The 19,811-nt window shown below is 67.8% G+C and carries 21 protein-coding genes; 5 read left to right on the top strand and 16 right to left on the bottom strand.

Going from position 1 to position 19,811, the window contains the following annotated elements; genetic code table 11:
- Positions 1-260, bottom strand: a 260-nt coding sequence (locus IEX97_RS11245) for a hypothetical protein (protein ID WP_229776838.1), incomplete at its 3' end; no start/stop codon positions are given.
- 3 nt (positions 261-263) lie between these two features.
- Positions 264-1,265 carry a ComEA family DNA-binding protein gene (locus IEX97_RS11240; RefSeq protein WP_229776837.1) on the bottom strand — a complete coding sequence of 334 codons (1,002 nt, stop codon included), beginning with the start codon at positions 1,263-1,265 and terminating at the stop codon, positions 264-266.
- 172 nt (positions 1,266-1,437) lie between these two features.
- Between IEX97_RS11240 and mntR the strand changes: the two genes are divergently transcribed.
- Complete coding sequence (gene mntR, locus IEX97_RS11235) at positions 1,438-1,878, top strand: transcriptional regulator MntR (protein WP_229776836.1); 441 nt, start codon at positions 1,438-1,440, stop codon at positions 1,876-1,878.
- Positions 1,879-1,950: 72 nt separating this feature from the next.
- Here mntR and IEX97_RS11230 read toward each other — a convergent pair whose 3' ends face one another.
- The 8 genes from IEX97_RS11230 to sigK form a co-directional block, all read right to left on the bottom strand.
- Positions 1,951-2,694: a class I SAM-dependent DNA methyltransferase gene (locus IEX97_RS11230; protein WP_188883095.1), complete on the bottom strand. Its 744-nt coding sequence runs from the start codon at positions 2,692-2,694 to the stop codon at positions 1,951-1,953.
- A complete protein-coding gene (gene rsfS / locus IEX97_RS11225) occupies positions 2,691-3,047 on the bottom strand; it encodes a ribosome silencing factor (RefSeq protein ID WP_188883094.1) in 357 nt (118 codons plus the stop codon). Before rsfS ends, IEX97_RS11230 begins: the two co-directional genes overlap by 4 nt.
- Positions 3,048-3,165: 118 nt before the next feature.
- On the bottom strand, positions 3,166-3,762 hold the full coding sequence (gene yqeK, locus IEX97_RS11220) for a bis(5'-nucleosyl)-tetraphosphatase (symmetrical) YqeK (RefSeq protein WP_229776835.1): 597 nt from the start codon (positions 3,760-3,762) through the stop codon (positions 3,166-3,168).
- Complete coding sequence (gene nadD, locus IEX97_RS11215; RefSeq protein ID WP_188883093.1) at positions 3,737-4,426, bottom strand: nicotinate (nicotinamide) nucleotide adenylyltransferase; 690 nt, start codon at positions 4,424-4,426, stop codon at positions 3,737-3,739. The genes yqeK and nadD overlap by 26 nt, the downstream gene beginning before the upstream one ends.
- A 22-nt stretch (positions 4,427-4,448) precedes the next feature.
- On the bottom strand, positions 4,449-5,306 hold the full coding sequence (aroE, locus tag IEX97_RS11210; protein ID WP_188883092.1) for a shikimate dehydrogenase: 858 nt from the start codon (positions 5,304-5,306) through the stop codon (positions 4,449-4,451).
- Positions 5,307-5,338: 32 nt separating this feature from the next.
- Positions 5,339-6,526: a GTPase gene (locus tag IEX97_RS11205; protein WP_229776834.1), complete on the bottom strand. Its 1,188-nt coding sequence runs from the start codon at positions 6,524-6,526 to the stop codon at positions 5,339-5,341.
- A gap of 5 nt (positions 6,527-6,531) precedes the next feature.
- On the bottom strand, positions 6,532-7,092 hold the full coding sequence (locus IEX97_RS11200; RefSeq protein WP_268238340.1) for a YqeG family HAD IIIA-type phosphatase: 561 nt from the start codon (positions 7,090-7,092) through the stop codon (positions 6,532-6,534).
- 125 nt (positions 7,093-7,217) lie between these two features.
- Entirely contained in the window at positions 7,218-7,928 is a 711-nt protein-coding gene (gene sigK / locus IEX97_RS11195) for an RNA polymerase sporulation sigma factor SigK (RefSeq protein WP_188883096.1), read from the bottom strand.
- A gap of 172 nt (positions 7,929-8,100) precedes the next feature.
- Here sigK and gltX point away from each other — a divergent pair, with 172 nt between their 5' ends.
- Positions 8,101-9,561 (top strand): glutamate--tRNA ligase, encoded by a 1,461-nt coding sequence (gene gltX / locus IEX97_RS11190; RefSeq protein ID WP_188883089.1) that lies wholly within the window; start codon positions 8,101-8,103, stop codon positions 9,559-9,561.
- Positions 9,562-9,594: 33 nt separating this feature from the next.
- On the opposite strand, the gene coaA is transcribed toward gltX, so the two are convergent.
- Positions 9,595-10,542 (bottom strand): type I pantothenate kinase, encoded by a 948-nt coding sequence (coaA, locus tag IEX97_RS11185; protein WP_188883087.1) that lies wholly within the window; start codon positions 10,540-10,542, stop codon positions 9,595-9,597.
- Between the two features lie 188 nt (positions 10,543-10,730).
- On the opposite strand from coaA, the gene IEX97_RS11180 reads away from it, so the two are divergent.
- From IEX97_RS11180 to panD, 3 genes are all read left to right on the top strand, one after another.
- On the top strand, positions 10,731-11,405 hold the full coding sequence (locus IEX97_RS11180; RefSeq protein WP_188883085.1) for a cyclodeaminase/cyclohydrolase family protein: 675 nt from the start codon (positions 10,731-10,733) through the stop codon (positions 11,403-11,405).
- Positions 11,406-11,460: 55 nt separating this feature from the next.
- A complete protein-coding gene (locus tag IEX97_RS11175) occupies positions 11,461-12,666 on the top strand; it encodes an MFS transporter (protein WP_188883083.1) in 1,206 nt (401 codons plus the stop codon).
- 147 nt (positions 12,667-12,813) lie between these two features.
- Entirely contained in the window at positions 12,814-13,206 is a 393-nt protein-coding gene (panD, locus tag IEX97_RS11170) for an aspartate 1-decarboxylase (RefSeq protein ID WP_188883081.1), read from the top strand.
- Here panD and IEX97_RS11165 read toward each other — a convergent pair.
- The 5 genes from IEX97_RS11165 to alaS form a co-directional block, all read right to left on the bottom strand.
- On the bottom strand, positions 13,182-14,774 hold the full coding sequence (locus IEX97_RS11165) for a penicillin-binding transpeptidase domain-containing protein (RefSeq protein WP_188883079.1): 1,593 nt from the start codon (positions 14,772-14,774) through the stop codon (positions 13,182-13,184). The genes panD and IEX97_RS11165 overlap by 25 nt on opposite strands.
- Positions 14,775-14,921: 147 nt before the next feature.
- Positions 14,922-16,109, bottom strand: coding sequence for an endolytic transglycosylase MltG (gene mltG, locus IEX97_RS11160; protein ID WP_188883078.1), 1,188 nt, complete (start codon positions 16,107-16,109; stop codon positions 14,922-14,924).
- Positions 16,102-16,539, bottom strand: a complete 438-nt coding sequence (gene ruvX, locus IEX97_RS11155; protein ID WP_188883077.1) for a Holliday junction resolvase RuvX — start codon at positions 16,537-16,539, stop codon at positions 16,102-16,104. Before ruvX ends, mltG begins: the two co-directional genes overlap by 8 nt.
- A complete protein-coding gene (locus IEX97_RS11150; RefSeq protein ID WP_188883075.1) occupies positions 16,520-16,795 on the bottom strand; it encodes an IreB family regulatory phosphoprotein in 276 nt (91 codons plus the stop codon). The genes ruvX and IEX97_RS11150 overlap by 20 nt, the downstream gene beginning before the upstream one ends.
- A 62-nt stretch (positions 16,796-16,857) precedes the next feature.
- On the bottom strand, positions 16,858-19,497 hold the full coding sequence (alaS, locus tag IEX97_RS11145; RefSeq protein WP_188883072.1) for an alanine--tRNA ligase: 2,640 nt from the start codon (positions 19,495-19,497) through the stop codon (positions 16,858-16,860).
- Between the last annotated feature and the right edge of the window lie 314 nt (positions 19,498-19,811).

Raw genomic sequence — 19,811 nt, 5'->3', positions numbered from 1 at the left:
TGCCGTCGGCGCCGCGGGCCCCGCGCAGCCCAGGGGACGCGCCGCCCGGTGCGGATTCGCTTCCCGGCACGCGGCTCGCCCCAAGCCGCGGTGCCCCACCACCAGGCCATGCTTCCCAGCGCCCCGAGCGCGGCCGACGCACAGGCGGCCGCCAAACAGGTGTCCGGCCACCCGGCAGGCGACACCGCCCGCGCCCAGGCGGACCCCGCAGCAGCCAAGACGGCCAGCCAACCTAAGAAGCGCACCGTGCGGCCCAGCATGCCTCATCGCCCCGCTCGGGCACCTGGTCCCGCTGCCTCCGTTCCCGGCGCCCGCGCCGAGTCCCCCGGCACAAGGCCCGCCTGCGCGGCCGCCGGCGGTGCGGCGACGAACACGTGCGGTGCGATCCGGCTGTACAGCACGGGCCCAATCCCCTCGACTTGCAACAACTCCGTGACCGCACGAAAGCCGCCGTGGCTTGTCCGGTACGCCAGGATGGCTCCCGCACGCGCGGGGCCGACGCCGGGAAGCGTCTCCAGCGTCGCCGCATCCGCCGTGTTCAGGTCGATCCGCCCCGCAGCCGCGGCGGAGTTTGTGTCCGCATCCGCGTGCAACGGGGCGGACCCTGCCTGGACCGGCAGCGCCGGCGGGCGCGCGGCCGGCGCCGGGATGACCACCTCTTCCCCGTCGTCGAGCGGCGCGGCGGCGTTCACCAACTCCCTGTCCGCCGCGTGCAGGTAGCCGCCGGCAGCGCGCACGGCGTCTTCCACCCGCGCACCTTCCGGAAGCCGGTAGACACCAGGATGCCGAACATCGCCGTGGACATCCACCACCACGCTCGGCACCGCCCCGGCCGCTCTGTCCGGCGCCATCTCGTAGGATGAACCGGTTCCTGTCGAACCGGATCCCGTCGCCGCCGCAACCATCCCTCCGTTTCCGCCCGCGTCCACGCTCGGCCAACCGCCGTCCGCCGCGCGCGCTTCCATGGACGTGCTCCTCTGCCCGGTGCTGGCCGGTCCGGCGGCCGGGCTGCCCATTCCTCCGCGCAGTCCCATCGCGAGGAAGCTCGCGCCGCCGCCGACGGCGGACGCAAGCACCAGCAAGCCGGCGAACAGCCCCCCGCGCCACCGCCGCCCGCGCCGGTGCCCTTGTCGATCCGGCTGCCGTGGCGCCGGCCACGCCGCATCCTGCGTGGCCTCATCCCATGCCGCGGCCGGCAGCGGCTCGTCCGCGACACCGGTCACCACCCATGCCGCGCCGCCAGCTTTGTTTTCCAGTTCCTGCACACGACGCCACCTCCGTCCCAGGATGGCCGGACATTTCGCGTTTTGCAACCGGGACCCCTGTTTTCAGAACGCCGTTTCTCATGTATCTTTGAAAGGACAGCGCCGTGCCGCATACGATGGGCGTAGCGGCCGGTCTCATCGTGGAAACGGAGTGACGTGCGGAGGTATGGCCATGTTGACCCCGAGCATGGAGGACTATTTGGAGAAGATCTACGAACTGATGAACGAGAAAGGGTACGCCCGCGTCTCGGACATCGCCAACTCGCTGGCTGTTCAGCCTTCCTCCGTGACCAAGATGATCCAAAAACTGGATGAAAACAACTACGTCACGTACGAGAAGTACCGGGGGATTGTGCTCACGACGCGCGGCCAACGGTTGGGACGGCTGATGAAGGAACGCCACCGCATGCTCGCTGAATTTTTGCGGATGCTCGGGGTGGCCGAGGAGACCATCCAGAAGGACGTGGAAGGCATCGAACACCACGTCAGCAAAAAGACGCTCGACTCCCTGCAGGCGCTCGTCTTGTTTTTCGGCGAGCACCCGCAGTACATGGCGGAATTTCAGGCGTTCCGCGCCAAGCGGCAACAGGAATCCCGGGAAGATGAGGATTGATCCGCGTGGCAACGTTCGTTCGGAGTGGCAAAGCTCATTCGGAGCGGCAAAGTTCGTATGGCGCGGCGCCGTTCATTCGGACGCAACGGGCTTGCGCGCCGTGATCACGACCCGGTCGGCCTCCGTCCAGGGCGCGCGTCCAAAGTCTCCCGCCATCTGCACCTCGGTGAACCCGCACGACCGTAACCACGCCGCCAAGTCACGCGGTTCATGGTACTGCTGGCAGTGCACCTCATCCACCCGCCGATAGCGCCCGTCCGGTTCGGCGAGGAACAGCGTCAGGTCGTACGTGATGCGGCCGTGCGCGTCGACGCGGGAGGTGAAGACAGCCGCCGCATCGTCCCGGATGTCGTGCCATACCCCGTCCGTCAAGCGCTGAAGCCGCTTCGGCCCCAACACATCGAAGCACAGCCATCCGCCCGGCCTGAGCGCCGCGTGCACCCGCGCCAGCATGTGCGCCACGTCACGCGCGCCAAGCAGGTAGTTCACACTGTCGCACGTCGCCACGACCAGATCGACAGGATACGGCAAACGCAGCCGCCGCATGTCCTGGCACAACCAGTCGACCCGCACCCGCGCCCGCTGCGCCCGCGCCATCGCTTCCGCCAACATCTCCTCCGACCGGTCCACGCCGACCACACGCCGGCAGGATTGCGCCAGCGCGACGGTCACCCGGCCTGTGCCGCAACCCACGTCGGCCGCGTCCATGCTTGACAACGGCAGATGGCGCGTCAGCCAATCCAGCCACGCCGCCTGCGGCCCGTCGGCGACGAACCGGTCATACACCTGCGCGAACGCGCTGTACGGACGCGTCATGCGTTGGCCTCGAACGGGACGGCCCGCCCGTCGCCCCACAACCGCTCCAAATGGTAAAACTCCCGCTCCTCCGGGCGGAAAACGTGGACGACGAGATCGCCGAAGTCGAGCAGCACCCAGCGCGCCTCATCCAGGCCTTCCGTGCCGCGGCACGGGACGCCGAGTTCCTCCATGCGGTCTTTGACCGCATGGGCGACCGCCTCAATCTGCGGCCCGGAGTTGGCCGAACAGATGACGAAGTAGTCCGCAATGGGCGTCAGATCGCGGATGTCAAGCACGAGGATGTCCTCTGCCTTCTTCCCGGCTGCCGCCTGGGCAGCCTGCAGGGCCAACTGGGCGATGGGCAACGTCATGGGCGTTCCTCCTACACAAGGGATTTGGCGGGGCATCCGCCCCGGGGCCGGCCGAACCGTCTTCCCGCCCGCAATGGATGGCCCGCGGGAAGACCACACTGCCCGGCGGCCGCCCGTCCTACGTTCGCCGCGGCCTTTGCTGCACCTTTTGCCACAAGTCGTTGCGGGCCACCACGGTCAGCGGGACGATGTTGCGGTGGGTCGCGATCAGATACGAGATGGTGGCATCGATGGCTTCCGCCACCGCGCGCAACAGGTCCGTCTCCGCCAAGGCCCTGAGGTGATCGACCCCAGGGTACTCCCGACCCGGTTCGATGGCGTCGGCGAGAAACACCACCATCTCCAGGGTGGACATCCCTGCCCGACCGGTGGTGTGGTAGCGGATGGCGTTGGCCACGTCCGCATCCTCCACCCCGAACCATGCGCTCGCCAACGCGGCCGCGACCGGGCCGTGCCACAAGAGCGGGTCGTCTCCGAATTCGTCCGGCACGCTCATCCGCCGGGCGTATTCTGCCAGGCGTTCGGCGGGCCATTCCCGCGCGATGTCGTGGAGCCACGCGGCCAACCGCGCCTTGGCCACGTCGGCGCCGTGGCGCGCCGCCAGCTCGGCCGCGGTTTTCACCACGCCTTCGACATGCTGGAACCTCTGCGCACTCAACTCCTGCCGGACACGCGCCGCAATCGCCGCTTCATCCAGCTTCGGTACCTCGTGCAACCGAACCCTCTCCTTTCACCGCATCGCCGCCGCTCCCGCACCCGGAGCAAGCGCGCGCAAAGGAGTTGGAAGCGCCGCAGGCGCGCCGCCAGATGCGGACCACCGCCTCCGGCACCACCCCGCACAGCGGCAGCCCGCGCGCGGCGCGCTCCCGGATCCAGCTGGAAGAGACATCGATGAGCGGCATCTCCAGGGGCTGCGCCACCAGCCGCGGTAACTTGGACCGCATCCGCTCATACGTCGCCGCAAACGGGTAGCCGCTGCGCACGGCGACCAAAAACGAAACCGCCTCGGTCAACCGCGCCGCCTCGTGCCACGTGTCGAGCGCGGCCAGGCTGTCCGACCCGATGAGGAACAGAAACGACGTGCCAGGATGGCGCTGGCGCAGCGCCGCGACCGTATCCACCGTGTACGACGGCTTCGGCAACTCCGCCTCGATGGTCGACACCTGCATCCCGCTGTGCCCGGCCACCAACGCGCGCACCATCTCCACGCGCACGTCATACGGCGTCGCCGGCGGCGCATCCAATTTGTGCGGCGGGACCGGCGCCGGCAACCACCACACTTCGGCCTGCGTCTCTTCGTGCGCCAGCTGGGCCATCAACAGGTGGCCGATGTGGGGCGGATCGAACGTGCCGCCGAACAACACCACGCGTGGGTTCACATGCACCGCCTCGTCTTTCCGGTCAGCGTGATGGTTCCGCCCCTTCCCCGAGCGCCGCGCGGGCCGCCTCCGCCATCACCGCCACCGGCGCCTCGCGGCCCAACCAGAACGAAAACGCGGCCGCCCCTTGGTGGATCAACATGCCGAGCCCGTCGCGGACCACCGCCCCGCGTGCGGACGCCTGCGCCATAAACCGCGTCGTCAACGGACGGTAGACGATGTCCTGCACGATTTGGCCCGGACGGAAACACGCCGGATCGGCGACGGGACTCGCGTCGGCGTGCGGCCACATGCCGATGGGCGTGGTGTTGACGACGACCTGGGCAGCGGCGATGGCCGCGTGCCGGTCGTCCCACGCCACCAGCTCGACGTCCACCCCGGTCACCGCACGCTGCAGCTGGGACGCCTTGCCCAGGTCGCGGGCGATGAGCGCCACCTTCGTCCCCGGCCGCTCGAGGGCAAGCGCCGCCAACACCGCCCGCGCCGCGCCGCCAGCCCCGAGGACGGCAAACGGGCCCGCGGCGCCCGCGGCGAGATCGGCAATGCTCCGCCACCACCCGGAGACGTCCGTATTGTGGCCTATCCACCGTTCCCCCGCCTCGTCGAAACGGACCGTGTTGACCGCCTGCGCCAAGACAGCCTCCGGCGTGCGCTCGTGCACCAGTTCAAAGACGGCGCGCTTGTGCGGAATGGTCACGTTGCACCCGCGCGCGCCGAGTGCAGCCAAGCCGGCCACCGCGGCCGCAATCCGCTCCGGACGCACGCCGAACGCGACATACACCGCATCGATGTCCAGTGCGGCAAACGCCGCGTTCATCATGGCGGGCGACACGCTGTGCCCGACCGGCCAACCCAGCAAACCGAACAGCGTCTGTCCCATATCCGCCTCCGTCCTGCTTCAGGATGCCGCCGCTACGAGCGGGGGCGGCTCACGTCGCCGACAAAACGCCGGCGGATGATCACGTCCCAATCCGCAGGCACCCACAGCTTGCCGCGCAGGTCCTTGCCAAACAGGGCCAGCCACCCCAAGCCGGGCAGGACCAGGTCGTTTCCGCGCCGCCCGACCGCGAGCGCCTTTTCCTCCGCATGGCCCGCACGCAGAAAACGCCCCGCCACGACGGGTACCGGTCTGTGCTCACCCAAGGCGCTGCGGCAGGCCGGGCAAGGCGCCTGCAGGATGTCGTCCGCGTGCGCCTTCCCAAACGCTTCGGCCCGTTCCAACTTGGTCCGGTGCACCACCAGATCGTTGCTGACGTAACACGTGACCGGCTGGAACGTCCCTTCCTCGAAATCAAAGCGGGCAAACCCGCCCAGCCACAGGCTCTGCCCAGGGTTGAGCTGGTACACCCGCGGGCGCAGGCGGCTCGCCGGGACGGCGCGGCGCAGGCACGCCGGGCACAAGATGTCGATGATCCGCTTGCCGTGGATGAGCCCCGGCGTGTCGATGAGGTGCACTTCCCGCCCCGACGGCAACGTGACCTCCACCGCCACCGTGCCCAAGGTGGTGCCGGGCACCCGCGACGCGGTGAACGGTTCGTCACCCGCGAGGCGCCGCGTCAGCCGGTTGAGGAGCGACGACTTGCCCACATTGGCCATGCCGACCACACAGACGCGGCCCAGGCCGTGGCGTTCCATCTCCTCCGTCAGCTCCGCGAAACCTTGCCCGGTGCGGGCGCTCACGAACAGCACCCGCTCGGGGTGAACGCCGGTGCGCGCCACCCGGTACAGAATCCAGTCCTCTGTGGCCGCGAGCTTGACCGACAGCGGCATCAGGTCCGCCTTGTTCACCACCAGGACCACCGGATGGCGTTTGGCCAAGCGCGCGAAACCGGGGATGAGCGAACCGTCGAGATCGAAGACGTCCAGAACGTAGAGAATGAGCGCCGGCTGGGTGAGCACGCGGCCCACCAGGCGTTCGTACTCGTCCGGAGGCACGACGACACGGGTGAACTCCCCGTAGTGGCGCATGCGAAAGCACCGCCTGCACAGCGGATCGATCCGCTGCAACGCCGAGACCGGCACATACCCTGGCGCGTCTTCGTCTTCGTGCTGCAGGCGCGCCCCGCATCCGGTGCACACCAACAGGTCGCTGGCGTTCACGCTGCTCACCGCCTCTTCGGATCTGTGCGCGCTTGCGCTTGGTGCGGTTGCGGACGGGCCGCCGCAGCGGCGGGAAAGCGCACCCCGCGGCGCGCCAGGCGACGCATCGCCCACCGCTCCGCGAGGCGGAGCAAGCGCGTTCCCCACCACTCGCGCGGGTCGACGGGCTGGACGAGGATGGCGTAGATCCCGGCGCGTTTCGCCCCGCGCACGTCGGTGAACAACTGGTCCCCCACCATCACCGACTCCTCCGGCGTGGCCCCGAGCATCGCCAGCGCTTGCCGGAATGCCCAAGGTCTCGGCTTGCGCGCCTTGGCGATGGCCGGGATGCCGCAATCCAGGGAAAACGCCTGCACGCGCTCATCGTGGTTGTTCGACAGAATGAGGACGCGGAACCCCCGCGCCTGGACGGCTTGCAGCCAAGCTTGCAGCTTTTGCGGCACCGCCCGGTCGTTCCAAGGCACCAGGGTGTTGTCGAGATCCGTCAAAATCACCCGCTTCCCTTGGCGCCACAGCTTGTCCAGATGAATATCGTACACGGACGGCAGAACCTCGTCTGGCGTCAGCTCATGCCAAAAGCGAATGTGCGCCGCCTCCTACGTCCTCTCTGTGCGACCAAAGCGTAACACATGACGCGCCGCGGATGCAAAAACCGTCGCGAAGCCCGCGGACAAGGGGGCCGCGTCCCGGGTCACGGGGGCTTGGGGCGCGGGCCGCCGCGCATCTGTTCATACAGTTTATTCAACGCCCGCCGCTCAATCCGCGACACGTACGAGCGCGAGATGCCGAGTTCCTGGGCAATCTCCCGCTGGGTGCGCTCTTCACCGTCGAGGATGCCGAACCGCTTGCAGATGACTTCCCGCTCCCGCTCCGGCAGCGCCGGCAGACAGGCGTAGATCTTCTGCCGCTCCCAGGTGAGGTCCACCTGATCCACGATCTCGTCCGGGTCTGAACCGAGCAGGTCGGCGAGCGTCATCTCGTTGCCCTCCTTGTCCACCCCGATGATGTCGTACAGCGATGCGTCCCGCCGGTGCTTTTTGTTGGCGCGCAGGTACATCAGGATCTCGTTCTCGACGCAGCGCGCGGCGAACGTGGCCAGTTTCGTCCCGCGGTCAGGGTGGTAGTTTTCAATCGCCTTGATGAGCCCGATGGTCCCGACGGAGATGAGGTCGTCGGCGTCGCTGGCGTTCGTCTCGAACTTTTTCGCCAAGTGGGCGACCAGGCGCAGGTTGTGTTCAATCAAGCGGTTGCGGGCGTCGATGTCCCCTTGCCGCATCCGCTCGAGGCACGCCGCTTCCTCCTCGGCCGACAACGGCTGCGGAAAGGCGTTGTTTTTGACGTACGACACGAACACCGACAGGTCCTTCAGCACCAGCGTCAACAGCGCAAGGATGCCGGTCAGGTTCATCCCCTCCTCGGTCTGTCCATCCGTCGCAAGCGCCGGCCGTGTTCCCGCTTGCTGTGATACAACGTATGGGTGCAAAAGCCCGGTTTTGCCTGTCCCGGGCTTGGACAACGCCGCTTGGACCGCGTAAGATGGGGGAGCGGACATCCGGATGAAGGGAAGGGACAAGATGACGGAGGTACGGACGCGTTATGCCCCGTCGCCGACGGGATACATGCATATCGGCAATTTGCGCACCGCGCTGTACGCGTACCTGTTCGCCCGCAAGCACGGCGGCAAGTTCCTCCTGCGCATCGAGGACACCGACCAGGAACGGTACGTCGAGGGCGCGGTGGAGGTCATCTACGACACCTTGCGCACGGTGGGCATCCAATGGGATGAAGGTCCGGACATCGGCGGCCCGTACGGTCCGTACGTGCAAAGCGAACGCAAAGCCGCGGGCATCTATCAACAGTACGCCGAGGAGCTCATCGAACGGGGCGGAGCGTACCGCTGCTTCTGCAGCAAGGAGCGCTTGGAAGCGTTGCGCAAGGAAGCGGAGGCGCGCAAGGTCCCGTTCAAATACGACGGACACTGCCGGCACATGCCGCGGGACGAGGTGCGGGCACGGCTTGCGGCCGGGGAGCCGTACGTCATCCGCCAGGCCATCCCGGAAGCAGGCAAGACCTCGTTTCACGACGAGGTGTACGGCGACGTGACGGTGGACAACGCCACCCTCGGCGACGGCATCCTCATCAAGGCGGACGGCTTTCCGACGTACAACTTTGCCAACGTGATCGACGACCACCTGATGCAGGTCACGCACGTGATGCGCGGCAGCGAGTTTCTCTCCTCGACGCCGCGGTTCATCCTGCTGTACCAAGCGTTCGGCTGGCCGGTGCCGGTGCACATCCACCTGCCGCCCATCATGAAGTCGGCGACCGAGAAGCTGAGCAAGCGCCACGGCGATGCGTCGTTCCAGGACCTGCTGGCGCAGGGTTACCTGCCGCAGGCCATCCTCAACTACATCGCGTTGCTTGGCTGGGGACCCGGGACGGACGAGGAATTTTTCAGCCTCGAGGAGATGGTCGAACGGTTCAGCATCGAAGGATTGTCGAAATCGCCCGCCATCTTCGACGAAAAGAAGCTCCGCTGGATGAACGGCGAGTACATCCGGCGCATGCCGCTCGAAGACTTCGAGGCGTTGGCGGCGCCGTACTACGGCGCCGCCGCCAGCCAACCGGACACGCGGCGGAAGCTGAGCGCGCTGTTGCAGCCGAGGGTAGAGCGGCTCGCCGACATCCCCGGGCAAATCGACTTCGTGGCGCAACTGCCCGACTACGACGTGTCCTTGTACGTGAACAAGAAGATGAAGACCGACCTGGCGCTGGCCTTGGATTCGCTCCAGCACGCCCGCGCCGTGCTCGCCGAACTGGCGGACTGGAATTTGGCGTCCATCCAGCAAGCGATGGTCGATCTCGCCGCCCGCCTGGGCCGCAAGAACGGCCAGGTGATGTATCCGGTGCGCGTCGCCCTCTCCGGGAAGGAGTTCACACCGGGCGGCGCGGTGGAATTGGCGGATCTGCTCGGCCGGGAAGAGAGCCTGCGCCGGATCGATCTCGGGATAGAGAAGCTCGCGGCCGCGGTGTGACCCCGCCTTGTCCCGGCCGCTCTATCCGCGCCGTCACTTGCGCAGATGGACGCGAACCACGGCGTGATCGGGCCCTTTCTCCAGGATGAGGCGGGCGCGGTAACGGGTGGGCGCGATGTTCTCGCGCAGGTTGACGGCGTTGATCTGCTCCCAGATGGACGCGGCCACCTCCCGCGCCTGCGCGTCGGAGAGCGTGGCGTAGCGCCGGAAGTACGACTCGGGGTGGCTGAACGCGGTATAGCGCAGGGTCTGGAAGCGTTCGATGTACCAGCGGCGGATGTCGCGCTCGTCCGCGTCCACGTAAATGGAAAAGTCGAAGAAGTCGGAGACGAACAGCCTTGGCCGGTCCCCCGGCGCCGGGTGGGTCTGCAGCACGTTCAATCCTTCCACAATCACGATGTCGGGTTGCCGGATGACCACGTATTCGTCCGGGACGATGTCGTACCGCAGATGGGAATACACCGGCGCGCGCACCTCGGGCGCACCCGACTTGATATCGGCGAGGAACCGAAGCAGCGCGCGCACGTCGTAGCTCTCGGGAAAGCCTTTGCGGTGCATGATGCCGCGGGCCTCGAGCACGCGGTTCGGGTACAAAAACCCGTCGGTGGTGACCAACGCCACCTGCGGATGGTTCGGCCAACGCGCGAGCAACGCCTGGATGATGCGGGCCGTGGTGCTTTTGCCGACCGCGACGCTGCCGGCAATGCCGATGATGTAAGGCACCTTCTCCACCCGGCTGCCGAGGAACGTATGCGTGGCCCGGTGCAGGTTTTGCGTCGCCGCCACATAGAGGTTCAACAACCGCGAGAGGGGCAAATAGATGTCGGACACCTCTTCCAGCGATACGCGCTCGTTGAGGCCGTGGAGCGTCTCCAGCTCTTCCTCGGTGAGCGGCAGCGGCGTGGCGTCGCGCAGGCGCGCCCACTCCGCGCGAGTGAACGTGATGTACGGGGAAAGATGATGCTGGCCGTTCTGTGTCATATCCGGTTTCCTCCCTCGCGCACCCGATACGCGATGCCCCCAACATGTCTTGCGGGCAACCAAGCCAAGCCGGTACCAAGCAACTCCATTCTACCAGCCTGCGCAACCGGGCATGCCATGCCCGCCGTTTGACCCTTGGCCGCAAACCGTGTATAACCGGGTTGTCATCGTTCGCAGAGGAGGTTCCCATGGCGTCCGACATGCAGCCCCGACCGGTCTCGTTTGCCCAGTCCATCCTTTCTTTCCTGGACGCCGCGGCCTCGGCGGCCCCCACGCCCGGCGGCGGCAGCGTCGCCAGTCTCGCGGCGGCCCTCGGCTGTGCGCTGCTCGCCATGGCGGCGGAGTTGACCACCGGGGAACGGTATCCTGACCTTGCGCCCAGGATGCGGCAGCTGGCAGACCGCATGCGGGCGCGGTTCGCTTCCTTCCAGGAACTCGCGGAGGCCGACGCAACGGCGTTTTGCCGCTACATGGATGCGCTGCGCATGCCGAAGACGACACCGGCGGAACGGGAGGCCCGGCGCCAAGCGATGAGCGAGGCGGCGCTCTGCGCGGCTCGCGTACCGCTTACCCTCGCCGAACTGTGCCGGGATGCGCTCGCGGAGGCGGTCGCCGCGGCACCCGCCGTGAACACGAGCGTCGTATCGGACCTCGGCGCCGCGGCCTGGCTCCTCGAGGCCGCCGCCCAGGGCGCTCTGTTGACGGCGGCCATCAACCTGCCCGCGGTGCGGGATGATGCGGAAAAAGCTCTGCTGTGGCGCCGCCACCAGGCGCTGCGCGGCGAGATCGCCAAGCTGCGGGCGGAGGCGGTGGCGGTGGTGGAACACCGCCTCGGCGGCAGTGCGCCGGGCGGATCCCCGTGATGCGGACGCACAAGGGGTGGCCGGCCCCATACGATTGCGGAAGGGGGCGAAGCAAGTGCAGGAAGAACGGCTGCACACCAAGGCGGTGGGCTTTCTCGCCTTCAGTCACTTGGTCAACGACTTTCTCAACGGCGTCCTCGGCGCCATCCTGCCCCTGTTGGCGATGCAGTTTCACTTGACGTACGGCCAGGTGGGGACCTTGACCATGGCGTCGAACGCATCTTCTTCCCTCGTTCAGCCCGTGTTCGGCTACGTCTCCGACCGCCGCGGCACCCCTTGGCTCCTGCCGGCCAGCGCGATCCTGCTGGTGGCCGGTTTGATTGGGTTGTCGTACGCCCATTCGTTCGTGTGGCTGCTGCCGGCGGTGGTCGTCAGCGGCATCGGATCGGCCGTGTTCCATCCTGACGCGAGCCGGGCGGTGTTTTTCGCCTCCGGAGGCAAGCGGGGACTCGCCCAGTCGATCTTCCAAATTGGCGGCAACTCGGGTATGGCGCTCTCCGCCCTTGCCTTGTGGTTCCTCGGCCACACCGGGCTCGGCGGCATATGGTGGTTCGCGCTGCCGGCTTTGGCTTCGAGCTTGGCCCTCGCCGCCATCGTGCGTTGGTTCGCCGACCGGCTGCGGCAACACCGGCAGCGGGTGCGCGCAGGAGGCGGCGAACCGGCCACGCTGGTGGGAGGGCTCGCACTTTTGGTGTTCGTGGTGACGGTGCGGGCGTTCCTCATCTCCGGCGTCACCACGTACGTCCCGCTCCTGGTGGAGAGACGGGACGGGATCCTGCCGCAGGACGTGTGGGTGTACACCTTCACCTTCCTCCTGTTCGGCGCGTTGGGGACGATGGCGGGCGGACCCATGGCCGACCGGTGGGGGCAGCGCGCCGTGGTGCGCTTGTCGATGTGGGTCTCGACGCCGCTGGCGGCTCTGGTGCCGTTCCTCGCGCACGGATGGCTGATCGCCGACCTGGCTGCGCTCGGATTCTTTCTGCTCTCGACGTTCGCGGTCACCGTCGTCTACGGCCAAGAACTGGCACCGCGCCACATCGCCATGGTCTCAGGCCTGCTCATCGGGTTTGCCGGGGGCATCGGCGGGATCGGGACGATGGTCATGGGACACGTCGCCGACCACATCGGTCTCGCGCACACCCTCGCAGGCATGACCTGGTTCACCCTCTTGGCCGCGCTGTGCACCCTGTGGCTGCCGTCCAAACAGCGGATCGCGCAAAGCCGCCTCTCGGTTCCGGCGGTGCGCGCGGTGAAACCGTGACCGGTGGCGCGGGCCGGGACCGGGCTTGACACGGAGGCGGGCGGCGCGGATGCGGCGGCACACGGATGTAGCGGCGCGCGACACGCCTTTGTATCATAGAAGCGACAACGCGGGCGCGTCCGCCCGCGGAGAAAGGGGAACGTGGCGATGTTCCGAACGTTGATGAAGTCGAAGATCCACCGCGCCACCGTGACGGCCACGCACCTCCACTACGCGGGCAGCATCACCATCGACCGCGACCTGGCGGCCGCGGCCGACTTGTTGGAGAACGAGATGGTGCAGGTGGTCAACATCCACAACGGGGCGCGCTTTGAGACATACGTCATCCTGGGTGAAGCCGGCTCCGGCGCGATTGAACTGAACGGTGCCGCCGCCAGGTTGGCCCAGCCCGGGGACCTGGTCATCATCATCTCCTACGGGATCTACACGCCGGAGGAAGTGCGGTCGCACCGGCCCATCGTCCTCTTGGTGGACGAGCACAACCGCGTGCAAACCCAGATTCGCGACGAGACGGCTCATGGCCCCACCGCCGGCGGTTGACGCAATGCGGTGTGCAAAGACCCGCCTTCGAACCGAGCGGCGGCTGCCGCAATCTCGGCCGCCATCCGCACCACCGCCCGGTGCGCCGCGGCCGACGGCAGCCGTTCGGCGAAGGCGCAGAATGCGATGCGCGGCTGGCCGTACGGCATGAAGCCGACCAGCCAGCCGTTGACCCATGGGCTGGTGCCAAGTTCGGCCGTTCCGGTCTTTGCCGCCACCGCCAAAGGCGCGTCCGCCAACGCGCGGGCGGTGCCGCGCGGGGAGATCACCGCGTCCCGCATCGCGCGGCCGACCTGCGCCGCGGTCCATGCTGAAAGCGCTTGCAACCGCGCTGCAGGCGGAAACGCGATACGCACCCGGCCGCCGTGCGCCAACCCCCGCACCAAGCGCGCATCCGCGACCCAGCCGCCGCTGGCGATGCATGCCGCCAGGTTGGCGGCGGCCAACGGCGAGATGCGCACGTCCTGCTGGCCGATGGCCGTGTTGGCGATCCGCCCGTCATCCGCAGCCGTGCCCAAGAACACGCGCCCCGGCAACAGACCGGCCAGCGCGGGGCGGCCGCCCGCCCGCGCCAACCCGTCCGTGTCCAGGTGCAGGCGATGGCTCAGATACGCGATTCCCCCTGCACCCACGGCGAGGCCGGCCGCCGCAAACGCGACGTCGCACGACGCGGCGAGCGCCTCGCGCAGGGTCAAGCCCCCGTGGGCGCGCCAACAGCGCAGGCGAACCCCCGGCGCGCGGAATTGACCCGGACAGTAGAACCAACTCTGCGGCCGCAACCGCAGCGATTCGAGTGCCGCCGCCATGGTCACCAGCTTAAACACCGACCCAGGGACGGCCGGCTCCAACGCGACCACGCGCTGCGGCCGGTTCGCATCCCAACTTGCGGCCGCCAACACATCCCGCGTCGCCACGTCGATCACGACGACAGCCCCGCGGGGCACACCCGCCTGGCGCAGTGCGCGGCTTGCCACCTCTTGCCAGGCGGGATCGATGGTCGTCACCACATCCCAACCTGGGCGGGCCGGCATCTGCCACACCTCACCCGCCGGGGCGCCGCGGCGGACTTCATCCGGCCGCCACGCCGCCACATACGCCGGCCGGCCGGTATGCAGCCAGTCGTCCCACGCGTAGACCAGCCCGGATTGCCCCTGCTCCGGTACCGCGCGGTCGCGCGCGGGCCAGACATCGGGTGCGCCGACCGTGCCGACGAGCGGGTCCCACAGCGGGCCGCGGCGCCGTTCGTCGTGCCACGCCACGAAAAGGAGGTGGCGGCCCAGCGCCAGACGCCCTTCCCATCGCCGTCCCGACCACGGCTCCAGGTTGCGGAACAAAATCCGCCCGCGGCCGTCATCCGTTCTCACCACGCGCAGGTGTTCCAACTCCGCCCGCGCCCGGATGTGGTCCTGCCAACGCGCCGTGGCCCGAACCCCCGCCACCCAATCGGGCACAAGCATCACCAAGGCGAGCCGCAACAGAAGGCAAGCCCAAGCGGCAAGCATGGCCCAAGCGAGCCGGCTGACCCGCCGATGTCTCTTCTCCTTGTCGCGACGCACGCGGTATGCCAACGCTCCACCGTCCCAGCCAAATCAGCTTTGTGACGTGTTGGCCGCAGGAGGTTGCTGCCGAAGATGGTTCCCGCTTGCCAAGCGGATTATGCGCGGCTCGGTGCGCGATGCCGCATGGATCAGACGCCTGCCGCGCCGCGTCACCCCTCACGGGCGGCGGGCTGCCTCTTCCCGGCGCAGGTTCGCCTGACTGCGCGCTTCGTTTTGCAGTTGCTCCTCGTAGGTGCGCGCGAAGTAGTCGCGGCCAGTGCCGTCGTTGCGCACCACGTAGTAGAGGTAATCGGTGCGGGCAGGGTGCAGTACCGCCTGAATGGACGCCATACCGGGATTCGCGATGGGCCCGGGCGGCAATCCGGGATAGAGGTACGTGTTGTACGGGTCGTCGACCGTAAGGTCTTTTGCGGTCAACACATCGCGGTGCCCGAGGATGTATTCGATGGTCGCGTCCATCTGCAGCTTCATCGGCGGGCGATGGTGCAGCCGGTTTTCGATCACGCTTGCGATGAGCGGCCGCTCCGCCGCCACCTTCGCCTCCCGCTCGACGATGGACGCCTCGGTGATGGCCGCAGCCAGCGACAGATGCCGGCGGCGCAGCGCCGTACGGATGGCGGGCCGCCAGACGCGGTCCTGAAAATCGCGGAGCATCGCGTCCACCACTTCGTGCGCCGGCTCGTTCCGTTCAAAGCGGTACGTATCCGGGAACAGATACCCCTCCAACCGGTATTTGACCTGCGGACGATCCGGAATCTGGCGCAAGAACGGCTCGTCGAAGCGGCCGTGCTCCACCTCGTGCAAAAACGCCTGTTCCGGGCAGACGCCGCTTGCCGCCAAACGGGCGGCAATCTGGCGCACGGTGAACCCTTCCGGGATGGTCACCGTCACCTCGTCCCGCGCCACCCGTCCTTCCGCCAGCTGGCGGGCGATGTCCCGCATCCCTTCGCCGGTGACGAACACGTACCGCCCGGCTTGGAACCGGCGCGCGAGGCCTGTCCACGCCGCGTAGCCGCGGAACAACCACGGGCTGCGGATGAGATGGTGGCGGGCGAGATCGGCCGCGACGGCGTCCGGCGTCTCCCCCGGCGCCACCACCAACACAACCCGCTCCCCCGGGGGCGCGGGTGGCTGCAACAGCCACCCCGCAACCCCTGCCAGGCCGATGCACCCTGCCGCCGCGCCGCCGGCGATCCAACCCACGCGGCGGCCCGTCCGCAAGCGGTGCCATCCCGCCGGCCCAAAGAACGGTCCGAGGCGTTGTCCGACGCGCCGGACGCCCCGCCGAGCGCGCCGCCCGGCCGCCCGCACAACCCGCAGCGGTCGACGCCACGGATTACGCACGGCCGTCCGCCTCGCCCTTCGCGCGGCGTGCGTCGAGATACCCTTGCAACAGCAACGTCGCGGCCACCGCGTCCAACACCTGCCGCCGTTTGCGCCGCCCGACATCGGCCGCCACCAGCATCCGTTCCGCCGCCGCCGTCGTGAGCCGCTCGTCGTACATCTCCACCGGCAAACCGGATGCCGCGGTCAGCTGGCGCGCAAAACGGCGGCAGCGCGCCGCCGTCTCCCCTTCCGACCCGTCCATGTTGCGGGGCAGCCCGACGACAATCCGCTCCACCCCGTGGTCTTGCGCCAAGCGCGCCACCTCGGCCGCCGCTTCCGCATCCGAGCGGCGAGGCAGCACCGCCAGCGCCTGCGCCACCATCCCGGTCGGGTCGCTCAGCGCGAGCCCGATGCGCGCCTGTCCGTAATCAACGGCGAGGATTCTCATGTTGCACGTACTCCGCGTACGCCCGGACCAGCTCCTCGATGAGGTCATCCCGTTCAATCCGGCGGATGGTGTTGCGTGCGTCCAGGTGACTGGTGATGTACGCCGGGTCCCCGGAGATTAGATAACCGGCGATTTGATAGATGGGATTGTATCCCTTTTCCGCGAGCGCCCGGTACGCCAGCTCAAACGCCTTGCGCGCCTCGACGTTTTCCGGCTTCGGCTGGAACCTCATCGTCTGGTCAAACTCTGCCACCATAGGCGACACCCCAATCGTGCGTCGACGTCCGCCAAGCCCGGCGTTCCCTCCATCCATTCTCCTTACCGCACGGCGTTTCCTGCCAACGCGCGCACCAATCCCGGGACCGATGCGACGGCCTGCGCGAGCTTGGCCGCATCCTTGCCGCCCGCCTGCGCCATGTCCGGGCGCCCGCCGCCGCTGCCGCCCGTCACGGCCGCCACTTGCTTCACAATCTGGCCGGCGTGAAAACCGCGCGCCTGCAGGTCTTTCGAAACCGCCGCGACGAACTGCGGACGCCCGCCCGCGGCGCTTCCCAACACCACCACGTGGCTTGGCAGCAAACCGCGCAACACATCGACCATCTGGCGCATCGCCTCGATGTCCGCGTCCGGCACGACGGCCGCCACCACCGGAATGCCTTCCACCGTCACCGCCTGATCCCGCAGCTCGGCGGCCCGGCTGTGGCTAAGGCGTGCCCGTGCCGACTCGAGCTCGCGCTCGAGGCCGCGCACCTCCTGCAGCAGGCGCTCCACCCGCGCCGGGACGTCCGCCGGCGCGGCCTTGAGCAGGTCGGCCGCTTGGCGGAGCAGCCCTTCCTGCGCCTGCACGTAGCGATAGGCGTGGCGCCCGGTGACCGCTTCGATCCGCCGCACGCCCGACCCGATGCCCGTCTCCGCCACGATGCGGAACAGCCCGATGATGCCGGTGCGCTCCACGTGACAGCCGCCGCACAGCTCGATGCTCTCGCCCGCTTGCACCACGCGCACGCGGCGTCCGTACTTCTCCCCGAACAACGCCATGGCGCCCATGGCTTTCGCTTCGTCCAGGTCCATCTCCCGGATGATGACCGGGTGGTCGCGCCAGACAGCTTCGTTCACCCGGTCCTCCACCTGCCGCAACTCCTCCGGCGTCAAGGCGCCGAAGTGGGAGAAGTCGAAGCGCAGCCGCTCCGGTTCCACGAGCGATCCCGCCTGGGCCACGTGCGTCCCGAGGACGTCGCGCAGCGCTTTGTGCAACAGGTGGGTCGCGGTGTGGTTCTTGACGATATCCCGCCGGAACGCCTCGTCGACCTGAGCCTGCAGCTTGTCCCCTGTGGCAATCCGTCCGCGCACCACCCGGATGGTGTGCAGGTGCTGGCCGTGCGGAGCCTTGCGCACGTCGAGCACTTCCGCATCCGCGGCGGCGCTCGCCAACCTGCCTCTGTCGGCAATCTGGCCGCCGCTCTCGGCGTAAAACGGGGTTTGGTCGAGCAGAACCTGCCCCTCCTGTCCGGCGTCGAGCACGTCGACCAACTCGCCGTCGACGAGGATGGCGGTCACCTCCGCCGCGGCGGTCAACGTGTCATAACCGACAAACCGGCTCGGGGTGGTGATGGTCTCGAGCACACCGCGCTCGCTGCTCATCCCTTCCGCCACCTGCCGGGCTTGCCGTGCCCGCTCCCGTTGCGCCGCCAGCTCCGCCTCGAAACCGGCCCGGTCCACGTTCACCCCGTGCTCCCGCGCAATCTCCTCCGTCAGGTCGATGGGGAACCCGAACGTGTCGTAGAGGCGAAACGCGTCCGTCCCCGCCAATACGTCACGCCCGGAGCGACGCAAATCGGTGATGAGCTGGAGCAAGAGCGCTTCCCCTTCGCTGAGGGTTTCGAGGAACCGCTCCTCCTCCGTCCGCACCACACGCTGGATGAACGCCAGCTTCTCGCGCACCTCGGGGTAGTCATCCCCCATGATGTCGGCGACCACCGGTGCCAGCTCGTACAGGAACGGCCGTTCCATGCCGAGGCGCCGGCCGCTGCGCACCGCGCGCCGCAGGAGGCGGCGGATGATGTAACTGCGCCCCTCGTTCCCGGGCAACACGCCGTCGCCGATGGCGAAGACGACCGTGCGCACATGGTCCGCGATGATCTTGAAATACACGTCCCTGGCCGCATCCACCCCGTACGCGGTTTGCGCCAAGCGGCTCGTCGCGTCGATGATGGGCCGGAACAGGTCGGTCTCGAAGTTGTTCGGCACGTCCTGCAGAATCGACGCCAGGCGTTCCAGCCCCGACCCGGTGTCGATGTTCTTCTTCGGCAGCGGCGTGTAGGACCCGTCCGGCTCCTTGTTGTACTGGGTGAACACCAGGTTCCAGATCTCGAGGAACCGGTCGCAGTCGCACCCCGGGCCGCATGTCGGCCGCCCGCAACCGTATTGCGGGCCGCGATCGTAGTAGATCTCGGAACACGGGCCGCACGGTCCTTCGCCAATCTCCCAGAAGTTGTCCTCCTCGCCGCGGTGGATGCGTGCCGCGGGAATGCCGACCTCTTGGTGCCAGATCTGATACGCCTCGTCGTCGTGCACGTGGACCGTGACCGAGATCCGGTCCGGATCCAGTTCGAGGACCGTCGTCAGGAACTCGTACGCCCAATGGATGGCCTCGCGCTTGAAGTAGTCGCCGAAGGAAAAGTTGCCGAGCATCTCGAAGAACGTCTGGTGGCGCGCCGTGTATCCGACGTGCTCGATGTCATTCGTGCGAATGCACTTTTGCGCGCTGACGATGCGCGGCTTCTCCGGCACCTCGCGCCCGTCGAAGTACGGCTTGAGCGGCGCCATGCCGGCGTTGATCCACAGGAGCGTGGGGTCGTTCACCGGCACGAGGCTTGCGCTCGGAAACACGAGATGGCCGCGATCGGCGAAAAACTGCTTGAAAGCCCTGCGAATTTCTTGACCGCTGAGACGTTTCACCTGCATCCTCCTCACGCGCAGAGGGCGTGGCTCACGACGCCCGAATAAAGAATCCTCCCATCCCGGCGAGGGACGAGAGGAGCATCCCATGCGCAAAGCGCGTGCAGGCCGCCCGCCCGCCGCGCACCGTGCAAAAACTGCGTCTTTTTCATTCTAGAGGACCTGGTGCATCCGTGTCAATCGCGCGCGATCACTCACTTAAAATCTAACTGAAAGGGGTCCAGATCACTCAAATCGAAATCTAACCGAAGGGATCGTTGTGCGAATGTCATTGAAGAGCCGCCGTGAGTATCTGACCAGCATGCGCGAACGCT

Origin of the sequence: Paenalicyclobacillus cellulosilyticus, assembly GCF_014647315.1 — a bacterium.
Lineage (GTDB): Bacteria > Bacillota > Bacilli > Alicyclobacillales > Alicyclobacillaceae > Alicyclobacillus_J > Alicyclobacillus_J cellulosilyticus.
This window is presented reverse-complemented; position numbering and strand designations above follow the sequence as displayed.